The sequence below is a fragment of the Natranaerovirga pectinivora genome (assembly GCF_004342165.1).
In the GTDB taxonomy this organism is placed as follows: Bacteria; Bacillota; Clostridia; order Lachnospirales; family DSM-24629; genus Natranaerovirga; species Natranaerovirga pectinivora.
Map to the genome: position 1 here is coordinate 385,840 of NZ_SMAL01000001.1, position 15,163 is coordinate 401,002.

The following is a 15,163-nucleotide window of genomic DNA, read 5'->3' on the forward strand; positions in this document are numbered from 1 at the left end:
TAAGGGGGTCTGTTATTATGTCGCCTAAGAAAGATATTGAAGTTTTAATAGGTGGTAAAGTATACACTTTAAGTGGTGATGAGTCTGAAGAATATATGCAAAAAGTGGCTTTGTATATACATAATAAAAAAATGAAGCTACAAGAACTCGACAGCACTAGAAAGTTGAATATTCAGACTTGGGAAATATTATTGGCCCTAAATATTGCAGACGATTATTTTAAAGCAAAAAATCAATTAGATGGAAAAGATTCTATTATAGAGAAGAATGAAGAATTAATCACTGCCTTAGAACAAGAAGTTATTAGCGAAAGGCTCCGATCTGAAGAATTAGAAGCTGTTGTAGGCAAATTACATTCTGAAATAAATAGATTAGAAGTAGAACTGAACAAATACAAAGCTGAGTTAGATGAATACATCAATACATTTGGTGAGTAAATACGATTATATAGAGGGTATATCTATAAAGGACATCAAAAAACTTTATAGATATTACCCTTTTTTTAAATATTTATTAAATAAATTAGGATTTCTTTCTATAATATTCCAAATGGGTTATAATATATAATAATAATAAATGTAAAGAAATTATATGACGATATAAATTTTACAAATAGATAAGGAGAATTTTATGTTTAGAAAACCTGAGTTATTAGCACCAGCAGGTTCATTTGAGAGTTTAAGAGGCGCTATTAATGCTGGAGCAGATGCTGTATATTTAGGTGGGAAACTATTCAGTGCTAGAGCATATGCAACGAACTTTGATGAAGAAGAATTAAAAAGAGCAATTAATTATTGCCATATACATGGTGTTAATATATATTTAACCATTAATACATTACTTAAAAATAATGAAATTGAATCTTTGTACGATTATGTACTGCCATATTATAAAGAAGGGTTAGATGGTGTGATCCTTCAAGATTTTGGTGTTTTAAATTTCTTAAAGCAAAGCTTTCCAGATTTGCCATTACACGGGAGTACTCAAATGAATGCTCATAATTACAAAGACTTAGAAGTATTAAAAAATCTTGGGTTACAACGTGTGGTATTAGCTAGGGAAGTGACTTTAGAAGAAATTGAAGATATAAAAAGTAAAACCAATATAGAAATTGAAACCTTTGTTCATGGTGCTCTTTGTTATTGTTATTCGGGGCAATGTTTAATGAGCAGTATTCTAGGTGGACGTAGTGGTAATAGAGGCAAATGTGCACAACCTTGTCGTCTCCCTTATACACTAAACTCTGATGCACTACCAAGTAGAGAATCTAAGAACAAATATTTATTAAGTCCAAAAGATATTAATACCCTAGAAATTATTCCAGAATTAATTGATAGGAAAATTGACTCCTTTAAAATAGAAGGAAGAATGAAAGGGCCTGAATATGTATCAGGTGTCACCAATATTTACAGAAGAGTTATAGATGAATATATTGAAAAAGGTTCTATTAATAAAAACTTTCTTAATAAGGATATAGATACATTATTAGAGCTCTTTAATAGGGGTGGTTTTTCAAAAGGTTACTATCTTGGAAAACATAATGAAGATATGCTAGCCATTGATAAGCCAAAACATTTAGGCAATCCTATTGGTAAGGTCACTAAAGTTAGTAAATCTAAAATTACTGTTACCTTAAGTGAAGACGTCAATAAAGACGATGTAATTGAAATAGGAGAAACAACGGATATTCAAGAAAAACTAAAAATTGAAAATGATACAAAAATGGGCAGTAGCATTGTCTTTTTGCTTAAAAAACAAATTTCAGTTGATCCTCTTAATTTAGTGGCGTATAGAACTAAAAATATGGCTCTTATCAAGAATCTAAAAGAAAGGTTTATTGAGAATGACAAAAAAGTAAACATTGAAGGTTCCATTGTTTGTAAAAAAGATAAACCATTGTATATGAGTGTTGCTTATGATAATTACATCCTTACAAATACTGGTCCAATAGTTGAAAAAGCTAAAAACCAACCTTTGCTTATGAAAAAAATAGAGGAACAAGTAAAGAAAACAGGGAATACCCTTTTTAATATTGACACATTAGATGTCCAAATGGATGAAGATATATTTATTCCTATTAGCGTAATCAATAAACAAAGAAGAGATTTATTAGAAGAACTGGAAGTAAAAATTCTAAAGGATTACAAAAGAAGTAAAGAAATGACTAAACCATCTTTTACGAAAGCTTTTGTTACAAATAATGAAAAGAAAAAAAACCTTATTGTTGCCTTTGATAATCTAGAGAAAGCTTTAATTGGTGTGGAAGCAGAGGGTGTTGATAGTATATATGTAGAGGCTGGGCCTAGTGATTTAGGGGAACTATTAAGTCTTGTTAATGCAGCCCATAGTTACAAGAAAAAAATCTATCTGCTCATGCCACATATTTATAGAAAAGCCACTAATAAATCCTTTGCAAAGTTTATAGAGAGTTTAAAAAAATCTCATATAGACGGCTTTGTTATTAAAACCCTTGGTCAGTATTATGATTTGGAAGATAGTAGTAAAGAATTGATTTTAGATTATAACCTTTATGCTATTAATAATTATGCTGTGGATGAATGGGAACAACTAGATGTTTCAAGATATACCCTTTCACCAGAGTTACATTATAAGGAAATGTCTGAATTGCCATTAGAGCGTTATGACTTAATTGCATATGGTTATCTACCACTTATGGTTAGTGATCAATGTGTCATTAAAAATGTGAATGGATGTCATAAAAATAGCAATGATAACAGAATTATCGATCGGTACAAAAAAGAATTTAGAATAAAGTCCAATTGCAATTATTGTTATAATACCATTTACAATAGCAGCCCTACTATGTTATTAGATCAATTGAAAAAAACAAATGAAATGGGAATTAATAATATAAGGCTTCATTTTACTTTTGAAGAAAATGATGAAGTGAAAAGAATCATTAAAAGCTATGTAAATGTGTTTAAATATAATAAAGAGGAAAGATTAGATTTAGTAGATTTTAATAGAGGGCATTTTTTAAGAGGTGTAGAGTAGGTGATGAAAATTGATAAGTCTTTATACAACAGCGTCCATGTACCTTTTTTTGTTTTTGATGATTTTATTTATATATACAAATGTTAAAGGGTATACAGATAAAAATATAGCCATTAACAATAGAACAAGCAGAAGTCAAAGAATAATAATATATTTGTCTCATTTAATGGGATTCTTAATAGTATTTTTTCAAAGTTTGAATTTAGAAGTAGTGTTTTTATATTTACAGCAAGTAGGTTTTATTGTTTTATTCTTTTTCTTTTACAATCGCTTTTATAAAGATGCCTCAAGAATGTTATTGAATAATATAATGTATCTCCAAATAATAAGTTATATGATATTAACAAGGCTATCTTTTGATACAGGTGCCAAACAATTTAACTGGAGTGTACTAAGTGGGGTAATCACTTTTTTAGTGCCATTTATTCTATTGCATCTTGAATATATTGTCTTTAAGATAAAATGGATTTATGCCATTGTAGGTTTTATTTTACTTGTGGCTGTTTCTTTTTATGGTCAAGAAATATATGGTGCCCAGAACTGGATTATTATCGGTGAATATAGTTTTCAACCATCAGAGTTAGTTACCATTGTATTTATCTTTTTTGTGGCTTCTATGTTTAGAAAAGATCAATCTTTTAAAAATGTTGTATTGACCTCAATGGTTACATTAGTTTATATAAGCATATTAATCTATCAAAAAGACTTGGGAATAGCATTAATATTCTTTATTATATATATGGTAATGTTATATGTAGCTACTTCTAATTGGTTGTATTTTTTTGGTGGTTTATTAGGCGCATCTATTGTATCTAGAATTGCCTATACCCATTTTTACCATGTTCAAAGACGTGTTATGGCTTGGTTAAATCCTTGGGCACATATATCTGATCAAGGATTTCAAATTGCCCATGGTTTATTTGCCATAGGGGCTGGTGGCTGGTTCGGTGTAGGTCTTGGAAAAGGAATGCCTAATAGAATTCCAGTAGTTGATTCAGACATGATATTTCCCGCAATAACTGAAGAATTTGGCGCTTTCTTTGCCATTGGTTTAATCCTAATTATGCTTTCTATTTTCTTTGTAGGTCTTAAAATATCTAGAAATTGTAATAGTTTTTTTTATATGCAAATTGGGGTAGGTATTAGTTGTGCGTATGCTTTTAGGGTTTTTTCAATCATAGGTGGATCAACAAAATTAATACCATTAACAGGATTAACACTACCCTTTGTTAGTTATGGTGGTAGCTCACTGTTTTCAAGTTACTTAATGATTGCAGTTTTACAAGGAATTTTAATTATAAATAATAGAAAAATAGAAAATTCATCTGGTGATATTAATGATAAAAAAGAAGAAAGCTAAAGAAAATATTAATAGAATTCAAAGTCTCTTTATAGGATTATTTGTATTGCTTATTGCTAATATGATTTATTTAGCGGGATATAAAAAGGAAGAACTGATTATTAGTCCTTATAATCCAAGATTAACAACTCTAGAAGAAGAAGTAATTAGAGGTAAAATCTTGGGTAATAATTATGAAGTTCTTGCAGAGACAGTAGAATTAGAAGATGGAATAACAGAAAGAATTTATCCTTATGGAAGAATTTTTTCACATATTATTGGTTATACAGCGCAAGGCAAATCAGGCATAGAGTCTTTAGCTAACTTTGACTTAATTAGAACTGGTGAAGGGATAATTGGTCAAATCTGGAATGAATTTATAGGTGAAAAAAATAAAGGGAATAATGTCGTAACAACATTGGATCCTCTTTTACAAGAAATAGCTTTTGAAGGTTTAGGGAATAATAAGGGTGCTATTGTAGTATTGGAACCATCTACTGGAAAAATACTTGCATTGGTTTCTAAGCCAGATTTTAATCCCAATGAAATCGAATTTTTATTAGCAGAATTAAATAGGGGTAATACTTCAGAAACTTTTCTTTTTAATCGAGCAACTCAAGGATTATATCCACCTGGATCTACTTTTAAAGTATTAACAGCACTGCATTATATAATGGAAAATCCAGATTGGGAAGAATTTCAATACACTTGTAGTGGATCAGATGTGTTCTACGACAATACAATAAACTGTTTTAACAATACGGCTCATGGAATAATGGGTATTAGAGAAGCATTGGCGGTATCTTGTAACACTACCTTTGCCCAGTTAGGTACAGAAATTGACCTGAAAGATTTTAAAAGATTCAATGAAAATTTTATGTTTAATAATAGATTACCATTTCCATTACCAAATTCAATTAGTAAGTATCAATTAGATGTAAATAGTAATTTAGAAAGTATTCCTGAGACAGTTATGGGTCAAGGAAAAACTGAAATCACGCCACTACAAAATGCATTGATTACGGCCACAATTGCTAATGGGGGCATTATGATGAAGCCTTATTTGATTGATCGAATTGAAGACCATAATGGAAAAGTTATTAAAAAATTTATGCCTGAGCAACACAAAAGAATCATAAACCCTAATTATGCATTTCTGATTACTGAACTTATGGCTGGTGTTGTCACAGATGGAACAGGTAGAAGTCTTAATAATTTACCTTTTACTGTAGCTGGTAAAACAGGAACTGCAGAACATAGAAAAGATGAAAAGCCACATTCCCTATTTATTGGTTTTGCACCGACTGATAATCCTAAAATTGTAGTAAGCATAGTCGTTGAAAATGCTGGTACAGGAACTCAAGCAGCTGTACCCATTGCTAGAAGACTACTTGAGGCATATTTTGAAAATCAGTAATTTCTTATATGTGTAATAATGGATGTATACCTATTAGTATATGTACAAATCCTATCATTAATAGAGACTATATATTTGAGTAAAAATTTCTATTATCAAAAAGTTAATTTTTTATATCAATATAAATATAAAAGTTGAAAAATGGATAAAAAAGTTGTATACTGTGAAAAGATAATGAAACTCAAATACGTTTTACAGGAGGCTATTATATGATCGAAGCAACTAGTTGCGGCGGGGTGGTCATATATCGAGGGAAAATCCTATTATTGTATAAGAATTATAGAAATAAATATGAAGGATGGGTTTTGCCAAAAGGAACGGTAGAAGAAGGCGAAGAATTTAAAGAAACGGCTATAAGAGAAGTTAAAGAAGAAGCCAGTGTAAAAGCCAATATAGTTAAATATATTGGGAAAAGTCAATATTCATTTGCTACTCCAAGTGATACAATTGTTAAAGATGTTCACTGGTTCCTTATGAAATCTTATGGTTATTTTAGCAAACCACAACGCGAAGAATATTTTGTAGATTCAGGATATTATAAATACCACGAAGCTTATCATTTATTGAAATTTAGCAATGAAAGACATATTTTAGAAAGAGCATACAATGAATATGTTGAATTAAGAAGATGTAATTTATGGGGAGGCAAAAACTTTTAATTAAGTTTTAGATCCTAGAAATTGTATTTATTGAAATGTTATACTAAGATTATAAAAGCAAAAAACGTATCAGATAATCTGATACGTTTTCTTATGAGATATTTAAAAAATGCGGATGAAGGGACTCGAACCCCCACGATGTTGCCACCGGCAGATTTTGAGTCTGCTGCGTCTGCCAATTCCGCCACATCCGCTTAAAAAATAACTGCTTTAAAATAGTATCACATAAATAAAATTATTTCAACAGGAATTTTAATAAAAAGTTTAATTTATATACTTGTGGAGGTTAGACATTTCAGAGAAACTTGTGTGTCTGGAGATGTATAGAGCATAAGTTAGTTAATGATGAAAGGGGTGTTTGTGTGTGTTTGATATGGAAAACGCATTGATTAAAAAAGCGCAGAAAGGTCAAATGGATGCTTTTGAAAAATTAATATTAAAATACGAAAAAAAAATATTCAACTTAGCATATCAGATGTTTCATAATGAACAAGATGCATATGATATATCTCAAGAAGTTTTTATTAAAGTATACCAATCCATTAATTCATTTAATTTTTCTTCTAAGTTCTCAACTTGGTTACATAGGATAACGGTAAACACTTCAATAGATGAATTAAGAAAACGAAAAAACAAGGTGACACAGTCTATGGACGAACTATTAGATTTAGGTGAATCTACTGTCCATAAACAATTTGAAGATACTGAAAAAACGCCAGAAGAAGCTGTTTTAATAAAAGAAAAAAATAACGAAATGGTGGCATTGTTAAATCAATTAAAAGAAGAACATAGAACGATTGTTATACTTAGAGATATAAAAGGATATTCATACGAAGAAATATCAGAAATTCTTGACTGCACAATAGGAACTGTTAAATCCAGATTATCAAGGGCTAGAGCAAAATTAAAAGACTTATATTTGGAAAACAAAAAAGATAGCATAACTGAGTTTGTAAAATAATAGAGGAGGCTGAAATTATGAACTGTAATAAAGTACAATCATTAATCTCCTTATATCTGGATAACAGTCTTTCTGAGATTGAGAAGTTAGAGTTGGAAAAACATATAGAGAATTGCCCGAGTTGCAAAGAAGAAGTTAGGACTTATGCTTTTTTAATGAGTGAATTAAGTCATTTAGATGATGAAAAAGACTTGCCAGAACATTATCATAAGGATCTTATGTCAAAACTTAAAAATACAAGTCAAAAGAAGAAGAGATTCAATTATCGCCCGTATATTTCTTCGGCAGCAGCAATTATATTAGTTGTCCTTGTTGTAAGTATTTTTTCACAGAACAATCCTTTAGATTTTAAAGGTGGTACAGAGGAAATTGCTTTTGATGCTCTTGAGTCAGAGGGAGAAACTGATTTTTTTACTACGGCTGAAGGGGCTAGAACCTTGTTGCCTGAGGTAGAGATGGAGATGAAGACCTTTGAATCTGGGGAGATTATGATGACTTCAGCTTTGGAAGTTGAGAAGGAAGAGCATTATACATTGTATATTATTTTAGGTGGGCTTTTTTCTGTTGGGGTTGTTGGGTTTGTTTATATGCTTCTTCGGAAGGCTAAAAGAAAGTCAAAACCTTAAATATAGGTTTTAAGCGGGTACAGTGGATTTTTCATATATATGAAAAATCCTTATACTTAGTCGGCTACCATTTTGATAGGGATACTAGATGTGCTTTTGCACATCTTTTTTAGTACATAGAAGATTCATTTTCTAGCATATAAAAAATTTTTTTCAAATTCCTTTATTATATGGAACAAAATATATTTTTATACGTCAAATTATTATAGACTTGAAAGGAGGCTGAGGACATGAAATGTTTGGATTTTAGATTATTGATCTCCTTATATCTTGATGATTTGTTATCAGACCAAGAAAGACTTGAGTTTGAAAACCATTTTAATGAGTGTATGGATTGTAAAGAAGAACTAGAGTTGTATTGTGAAGTTCAGAAAAAATGTAAAGAAAGTTTTGTTGACATAGAAGTTCCAAATAGTTTTCATTTGGATTTAATGTGTAAAATTGGAGATATATCTAGTGTTAAAATTAGTGATACTAAAGGAAAGAAAAAAGTTTTTACAAAGTATATGTATACTGCAGCTTCTTTAATAATGATGCTTTTTGTTGTTCATCTTGTAAATGGATTTGATGTAAACACTTTTAAAGGTGATTCTGGTGATGAATGGGTTAACAACCTAGCTATGTTGTCTGTAGTGGAAGATATAGATTTAGAGATACCTGAAAGTTATTCATTGGACAAAGCAATGCGGATGGAAAGTAAAGTTGCACTAGAAGTAGATGTTCCTTTTGAAACAGAATCTACTGAAGACGATTTTTTTATTACTTCAGAAGTTGTAGCGTTAGATAGTGACTTTATGGATATTAATGATATTAATGATAGGACAGATTCTTTAGTGATTTATTTAATTGTGACAAGCTTATCATTAATAGCATTCTTATATATATTAAAAAGGAGGCGTTCAAAATGAAACAATTGGTTAAAAGAGTAGTTACTATCGTAACTGTTTTAACATTAGTTGTTTACGGAAGCATCATTGCTACAGGTGTTTTAAATACCAATGTAGATGCATCTGAATCATCAAAAAGTACAATCAATGTAACAGGAAAAGGTGCAATTCAAGTGGCACCAGATATGGCTTATGTAACACTTGGTGTAAGGACAGAAAATAAAGACCCAAAAGTTGCTCAAGAAGAAAATAGTAAGAAAATGAATCAGGTAATTGATGCCTTAAAAAAACTTGGCATTGATCAAAAAGACATTAAAACTTCAAATTTCAATATTTACCCTGAGTACATCTATGATAAAAACGATTATTCAGTAAGAAGTATTGACAGATATGTGGTTAATCACAATCTTGAAATTACAGTAAGAGATATTACGAAAGTTGGTAATATTATTGATACAGGAGTAAAATTTGGTGTGAATATGGCTAATTCTATTAGATTTACTATTTCTAACCCAGATGAAGTGTATCAACAAGCTTTAGTAGAAGCCATTAAGAATGCAGAAGGAAAAGCAAAAACAATTGCCAGTACCTTAAGTGTAAAAGTATCAAAACCAAAGTCAGTAACAGAACAAGGCTCATATAATATACCTATAGCATATAGCAGTTATGATAAAGTTGCTATGGAGCGTGCAGAAATGTCAGTTCCAATGCCTGTAGAAACAGGGGAACTTGAAATAGTTGCTCATATAAATGTGGTTTATGAATATTAAACCTTATTAACTGTTTAACGTTAGAAAATCAGCTGAGATTCTTTACTATTATTAAGATTAAGAATTATTTCTTATAGTAGAAAGGGTCTCAGTTTTTATATGCTAAGAACTAATTGAAGTTACTAAAGGGGCTTCATTACTTTTTAGAGGTGATGACGTTACTTTGTTCCTTCGACCTAATTCTTAAGTATTCATCATAATTGTATAATTGTACCTTGTTTATAATATATACATTTGTTATAATTACCTAGAAGATTTAATGTTTTACAAATCCTTTAAATATAGTTATGGAGAGATCTAATGAGTAAAATTTTATTAGTGGATGGACACAGTATTTTAAATAGAGCATTCTACGGATTACCTTTATTGACTAACAATGAGGGCCTTCACACCAACGCTGTTTATGGTTTTTTAAATATTTTATTTAAAATTTTAGATGAAGAGAAAAGTGAATATGCCATAGTAGCCTTTGACGTTAGTCAACCTACATTTAGGCATGAAATGTTTGAAGAATATAAAGGAACAAGAAAAGGAATGCCAGATGAATTAAGAGAACAAGTCCCTATTATAAAAGAAGTTCTTAAAACAATGGGGGTTAATATATTAGAGTGCCCAGGGTTTGAAGCAGATGATATTATTGGTACAATTGCGGCTAAAGGAGAAGAAAAGGGTCTTGAGGTATCCATACTTTCTGGAGATAGAGATCTACTTCAATTGGCTACAGATGTAGTAAAAATTCGAATTCCTAAAACCAAAAAAGGCGGGACGGAAATAGAGAATTATAATAGTGAAGAAGTGCTTGCTAAATATGAGGTTAACCCAAAAGAGTACATTGATGTAAAGGGACTTATGGGCGATCCATCAGATAATATACCTGGCGTACCTGGGATTGGAGAAAAAACAGCTGTAAAAATAATAAAAGAATATAAATCAATAGAAAATGCATATGAGAATATAGATAAAGTAAAACCAGCAAGAGCAGCAAACAATTTAAAAGAGTTTTACGATCAAGCCTTACTTAGCAAAAAATTAGCAACAATCAAAGTAGATTGTGATGTAGATTTAGATTTAGAATGTAGTAAATTAAGCAATTTGTTTAATGAGGAAACTTATAAGTTATTTAAACGATTAGAGTTTAAAACTTTGTTAACAAGGTTTAACTTTGAAGTGGATTATAATAATTTAAAAGATTTAAACAAAGATAATTTTAATTGTATCAAAAACAGTGATGATTTTAAAAATATTAAAAAAGCTATCTGTGAGCAAGAAGTTATAAGTATAACTCTAATTGGTCAAGATAGTTTACTAGGGATTTCATTGTGCTATGGGGAAGAAAGTGCATACTATATACCTATATCGCTAGACATATCAGAAGATGATATAATATGTTATATTAATGAGTTGTTTTTACAAGATAACAAAAAAATAGTAGTGCACAATTTAAAAAAACAGCTACAACTAGTAAAAAATAAAGGCATACAATTTAATATTCATAGTTTTTTTGATACACACTTAGCTGCATATTTATGTAATCCATCTAAGGAAACTTATAATTATGATGAGTTGGCAAATGAATTTTTAAGCTTACTTGTTCCAAGTGAAGAAGAGCTCCTTGGAAAAGGCAGAACTAAAAAATTATTGAATACGATATTAGAGGATGATTTAGTGAATTTTGCTTGTTATCAAACAAGTATTTTTTATAAAGCCTATGAAGTTCTTAATTCAAAATTAGAAACAGAGAAGATGAAAGAATTATTCTATAATATAGAAATGCCTTTAGTAGAAGTTCTGTACGAAATGGAACAATTAGGTATTAAAATTGATTCTAATGCATTAAAAGAATATGGAAATAGATTATTAGAACGCATCACTGAATTGGAAGAAGAAATTTTTAATTTAGCAGGTGAGACGTTTAATATTAATTCTCCAAAGCAGCTGGGAGAAATATTATTTGAAAAGTTAGAATTACCAACTGCTAAAAAAACAAAAACTGGGTATTCAACGGCACAGGATGTTCTTGAAAAGTTAGTGGACAAACACCCTATTATTAATCTTATAACAGAATACCGTCACTTGGTTAAACTTAAAAGTACTTATGCCGATGGCCTTTTTGACTGTATATGTCAAGAAGATAATCGTATTCATAGTCAGTTTAATCAAACCATTACAGCAACAGGAAGAATTAGTAGTACTGAGCCAAATCTTCAAAATATACCTATTAAACTAGAACTAGGTAGGGAGATAAGAAAAGTTTTTGTGCCAGAAGAAGGCTATTCTTTTGTAGATGCTGACTATTCACAGATAGAATTAAGATTATTAGCTCATTTATCCCAAGATGATAAATTAATAGATGCTTACAAAAACAACCAAGATATACACAGACTTACAGCATCTCAAGTTTTTCACACGCCTTTTGAAGAAGTAACTTCTCTTCAAAGAAGCAATGCAAAAGCAGTTAATTTTGGAATTGTTTATGGTATTAGTGCTTTTGGTTTAAGCCAAGACCTTAATATTACTAGAAAAGAAGCAGATACTTATATAAATAATTACTTTGATAAGTATCCTAGTGTAAAAATCTTTTTAGAAAACACAATAAGGCTTGCTAAAGAAAGAGGCTTTGCTGTAACAATGTTCAATAGACGAAGACTTATTCCTGAGTTGCAGTCAAAGAATTTCATGCAGCGTTCATTTGGTGAACGTGTTGCAATGAACTCTCCTATCCAAGGAAGTGCAGCAGATATTATAAAAATTGCTATGATTAAAGTCCATAATAAGCTTAAAGAACTGAATCTTAAATCACGTTTGATTTTACAAGTTCATGATGAGCTATTAATAGAGGCACATAATAGTGAAATTGAACAAGTTAAGACAATCTTAATTAGCGAAATGGAGAGAGCTGTAGAATTAAGTGTTCCTCTAGACATTGATGTTAATGTAGGAAAAAGTTGGTACGAAACAAAGTAGAGGTGTATAGATGAAAAGAATTGGATTAATCGGGGGCGTGGGTACAGGTAAATCAATAGTTGCTGACATACTAGAAAAATATTTTAATAGTTTTGTTATTAAAGCAGACACTGTTGGCCATGAAATTATTAAAAAAGGAACCCCTAGTTATCAACTAATTGTAGACTATTTCGGTAAAGAGATTCTGAACTCAGAGGAAGAAATAGATCGTTCAAAACTTGGACCAATTGTTATGAATGAGAAGACCAAATTGAACAAACTCAATAGTTTTACTCATCCGTTTATCTATGATTATATAAAAAATCAAGTATTAAAAACCATGTCTGAAGGTAGTTATCAATATATAGTTATAGAGGTACCTTTAATGATTGAAGCTGGATTTGATGATTTAGTAGATGAGAATTGGTATATTCATACTGACTTAGAAATTCGAAAACAAAGACTTAAAGACAGCAGAAACTATTCAGACGAAAAAATAAACAGTATACTATCAAATCAATTATCAGATGAAAAATACAGAGAAAATGCGAATTATGAAATTGATAATAATGGGGAAATTGATGAGACTGTACAACAAATAAAAGACATCTTAAGTGGAGGTAAATATGATTAAGTCAAAAAATATATTGATCTTATTATTAATAATATTATCATTGTTTCTAGTAGGTTGTGACGAAGCTGTTGAAATAGAGGAAGAACCAGAAATTATAGAAGAAGAAATGGTTGTAGAAATACCTGATCCGGATTTTGGGGGGAATATTAATGTACCAGTGAGAATTCCAGCAACTTTAAATCCTATATTAAATGAAGATAGATCCATTGATCAATTTCTTAAACTGGTATTTGAACCCTTATTTGATTTAGATGAAAATGAAAGACCAATACCTAATTTAGTAGAATCCTTTACCATTGCTGATGAAGGTAACTTTATAGATATAAAATTAAGAGAAAATTTATTATGGCATGATGAAGAACCAATTACTGCTGATGACATAATTTTTACTTTTAATCAATTACAAAGTGCTAGAAGTACAGTAGTTTACAAAAGATGTATTAACAACATAGCCCGTATGTCTAGAGTAAATGAACTAGAAGTTAGAATTTATTTTAACCAAGCATCTTCAACAAATTTATTTGCTTTACTTTTTCCAATCATACCAAGACATTATTATGAAGGAAAAATGACTATCGATTCGGATGTGAACTTTAAACCGTTAGGAAATGGTATGTATGAATTTGATAGTTATGTACCAATGCAAGAAATCACTTTACTAAGAAACGATAACTGGTATAAAGGTAATCCTTACATTGATACAGTAAGAGGCGTAATTATTAAGGATGATGAAACAGATACAACAGCCTTTGAACAAAATTTAGTGGATATTATATATCCAAGTATTTTTAACTGGCAAAACTTTGCAGAGAGAGAAGGTTATAAGGTAAATGAATATACTTCATATTTCTATGATTTTATAGGATTTAACTTTAACAATCCTTTGCTTAATGATAAAAATATTAGACAAGCAATTGCATATGGTATTAACAGAGACGTAATGAACAGACAGTTATTTCTTAATTCTTCAACCATTATAGATGTGCCACTACATGCCAATTCTTGGTTAAACAATACTGTTGTAAGATATGAATTTAATTCGGAAACAGCTAGTGAATTACTAAAGAATAGTGGTTTTATAACAGCAAATGAAGAAAATGTTTTGGTGAATGAAAATAACCAAACTTTAACTTTTAAACTTATTGTTAATGAAGATGATTCTGTGAAAGTTCAAATGGCAGACGCCATTAAAGAACAATTAAAAAACATTGGTATTTACATTAACATTAATGCCCTAGATTCAGAAACTTATTCAACTAGCCTTAGTGAAGGCAATTATGACTTAGTAGTAGGATCTTGGAAGCTTTCTCCTATTCCTGATTTGACTTTTGCATTTCATACAGGATCAAACCGTAACTTTATTAATTATTCTACTGAGCAAATGGATAACTTATTAAGTCAAAGTTATAGGGCCTATAGAGAGAATAATATTACAAGAGCATATAATGAATTGTTAGGGTATATTCAAGAAGAATTGCCATATTTTAGTTTGTATTTTAGAGGCTCTGCAGTTATATTAAATAGAGATGTTTATGGGGAGTTAAACCCTAGCACTTATAATGCATTTAGAGGCTTTGAAGAATTATATATTAGTAGATAACACAAAGGGTGGAGTATCTCCGCCCTTTTCCAAACCCTTGCAAGCAAGTTTGTAAATTACTCACCTTATGCCTTTTTCATTGAAAAAGACAAAAGGTTCATTGAAAATGTAATTTCTAAACCCTTGCAAGCAAGTTTATAAATTACTCACCTTATGCCTTTTTCATTGAAAAAGACAAAAGGTTCCTTGAAAATGTAATTTCTAAACCCTTGCAAGCAAGTTTGTAAATTACTCACCTTATGCCTTTTTCATTGAAAAAGACAAAAGGTTCATTGAAAATGTAATTTCCAAACCCTTGCAAGCAAGTTTGTA

The 15,163-nt window shown here is 30.2% G+C and carries 12 protein-coding genes and 1 tRNA gene; 12 read left to right on the plus strand and 1 reads right to left on the minus strand.

Going from position 1 to position 15,163, the window contains the following annotated elements:
* Positions 1–17: 17 nt before the first annotated feature.
* The 5 genes from EDC18_RS01895 (at position 18) to EDC18_RS01915 (ending at position 6,430) form a co-directional block, all read left to right on the plus strand.
* On the plus strand, positions 18–437 hold the full coding sequence (locus EDC18_RS01895; RefSeq protein WP_132249701.1) for a cell division protein ZapA: 420 nt from the start codon (positions 18–20) through the stop codon (positions 435–437).
* Positions 438–630: 193 nt separating this feature from the next.
* Positions 631–3,015 carry a U32 family peptidase gene (locus EDC18_RS01900; protein WP_132249703.1) on the plus strand — a complete coding sequence of 795 codons (2,385 nt, stop codon included), beginning with the start codon at positions 631–633 and terminating at the stop codon, positions 3,013–3,015.
* Positions 3,016–3,025: 10 nt separating this feature from the next.
* Complete coding sequence (locus EDC18_RS01905; protein ID WP_132249705.1) at positions 3,026–4,375, plus strand: FtsW/RodA/SpoVE family cell cycle protein; 1,350 nt, start codon at positions 3,026–3,028, stop codon at positions 4,373–4,375.
* Positions 4,353–5,771, plus strand: coding sequence for a peptidoglycan D,D-transpeptidase FtsI family protein (locus EDC18_RS01910; RefSeq protein ID WP_132249707.1), 1,419 nt, complete (start codon positions 4,353–4,355; stop codon positions 5,769–5,771). Before EDC18_RS01905 ends, EDC18_RS01910 begins: the two co-directional genes overlap by 23 nt.
* Before the next feature lie 209 nt (positions 5,772–5,980).
* Positions 5,981–6,430: an NUDIX hydrolase gene (locus EDC18_RS01915; protein WP_132249709.1), complete on the plus strand. Its 450-nt coding sequence runs from the start codon at positions 5,981–5,983 to the stop codon at positions 6,428–6,430.
* A 110-nt stretch (positions 6,431–6,540) separates the two neighbouring features.
* Here EDC18_RS01915 and EDC18_RS01920 read toward each other — a convergent pair.
* A tRNA-Leu gene (locus tag EDC18_RS01920) sits at positions 6,541–6,624 on the minus strand.
* 179 nt (positions 6,625–6,803) lie between these two features.
* Here EDC18_RS01920 and EDC18_RS01925 point away from each other — a divergent pair.
* From EDC18_RS01925 to EDC18_RS01955, 7 genes are all read left to right on the plus strand, one after another.
* Positions 6,804–7,391: an RNA polymerase sigma factor gene (locus EDC18_RS01925; RefSeq protein WP_132249994.1), complete on the plus strand. Its 588-nt coding sequence runs from the start codon at positions 6,804–6,806 to the stop codon at positions 7,389–7,391.
* A gap of 17 nt (positions 7,392–7,408) precedes the next feature.
* Positions 7,409–8,017, plus strand: coding sequence for an anti-sigma factor family protein (locus tag EDC18_RS01930; RefSeq protein ID WP_132249711.1), 609 nt, complete (start codon positions 7,409–7,411; stop codon positions 8,015–8,017).
* A 230-nt stretch (positions 8,018–8,247) separates the two neighbouring features.
* Positions 8,248–8,925 (plus strand): anti-sigma factor family protein, encoded by a 678-nt coding sequence (locus EDC18_RS01935; protein WP_132249713.1) that lies wholly within the window; start codon positions 8,248–8,250, stop codon positions 8,923–8,925.
* Positions 8,922–9,674, plus strand: a complete 753-nt coding sequence (locus EDC18_RS01940; RefSeq protein WP_132249715.1) for an SIMPL domain-containing protein — start codon at positions 8,922–8,924, stop codon at positions 9,672–9,674. Before EDC18_RS01935 ends, EDC18_RS01940 begins: the two co-directional genes overlap by 4 nt.
* 300 nt (positions 9,675–9,974) lie before the next feature.
* Positions 9,975–12,638, plus strand: a complete 2,664-nt coding sequence (gene polA / locus EDC18_RS01945; protein ID WP_132249717.1) for a DNA polymerase I — start codon at positions 9,975–9,977, stop codon at positions 12,636–12,638.
* A gap of 10 nt (positions 12,639–12,648) precedes the next feature.
* Positions 12,649–13,251: a dephospho-CoA kinase gene (gene coaE, locus EDC18_RS01950; RefSeq protein WP_132249719.1), complete on the plus strand. Its 603-nt coding sequence runs from the start codon at positions 12,649–12,651 to the stop codon at positions 13,249–13,251.
* Positions 13,244–14,851: a peptide ABC transporter substrate-binding protein gene (locus EDC18_RS01955; protein ID WP_132249721.1), complete on the plus strand. Its 1,608-nt coding sequence runs from the start codon at positions 13,244–13,246 to the stop codon at positions 14,849–14,851. The genes coaE and EDC18_RS01955 overlap by 8 nt, the downstream gene beginning before the upstream one ends.
* The last annotated feature ends 312 nt before the right edge of the window (positions 14,852–15,163 follow it).

What these genes read in the sequence shown, in the direction of transcription:
- EDC18_RS01895 (WP_132249701.1), top strand. Translation starts at nt 18, where the DNA reads ATGTCGCCTAAGAAAGATATTGAAGTTTTAATAGGTGGTAAAGTATAC.
- EDC18_RS01900 (WP_132249703.1), top strand. Translation starts at nt 631, where the DNA reads ATGTTTAGAAAACCTGAGTTATTAGCACCAGCAGGTTCATTTGAGAGT.
- EDC18_RS01910 (WP_132249707.1), top strand. Translation starts at nt 4,353, where the DNA reads ATGATAAAAAAGAAGAAAGCTAAAGAAAATATTAATAGAATTCAAAGT.
- EDC18_RS01915 (WP_132249709.1), top strand. Translation starts at nt 5,981, where the DNA reads ATGATCGAAGCAACTAGTTGCGGCGGGGTGGTCATATATCGAGGGAAA.
- EDC18_RS01925 (WP_132249994.1), top strand. Translation starts at nt 6,804, where the DNA reads ATGGAAAACGCATTGATTAAAAAAGCGCAGAAAGGTCAAATGGATGCT.
- EDC18_RS01930 (WP_132249711.1), top strand. Translation starts at nt 7,409, where the DNA reads ATGAACTGTAATAAAGTACAATCATTAATCTCCTTATATCTGGATAAC.
- EDC18_RS01935 (WP_132249713.1), top strand. Translation starts at nt 8,248, where the DNA reads ATGAAATGTTTGGATTTTAGATTATTGATCTCCTTATATCTTGATGAT.
- EDC18_RS01940 (WP_132249715.1), top strand. Translation starts at nt 8,922, where the DNA reads ATGAAACAATTGGTTAAAAGAGTAGTTACTATCGTAACTGTTTTAACA.
- polA (WP_132249717.1), top strand. Translation starts at nt 9,975, where the DNA reads ATGAGTAAAATTTTATTAGTGGATGGACACAGTATTTTAAATAGAGCA.
- coaE (WP_132249719.1), top strand. Translation starts at nt 12,649, where the DNA reads ATGAAAAGAATTGGATTAATCGGGGGCGTGGGTACAGGTAAATCAATA.
- EDC18_RS01955 (WP_132249721.1), top strand. Translation starts at nt 13,244, where the DNA reads ATGATTAAGTCAAAAAATATATTGATCTTATTATTAATAATATTATCA.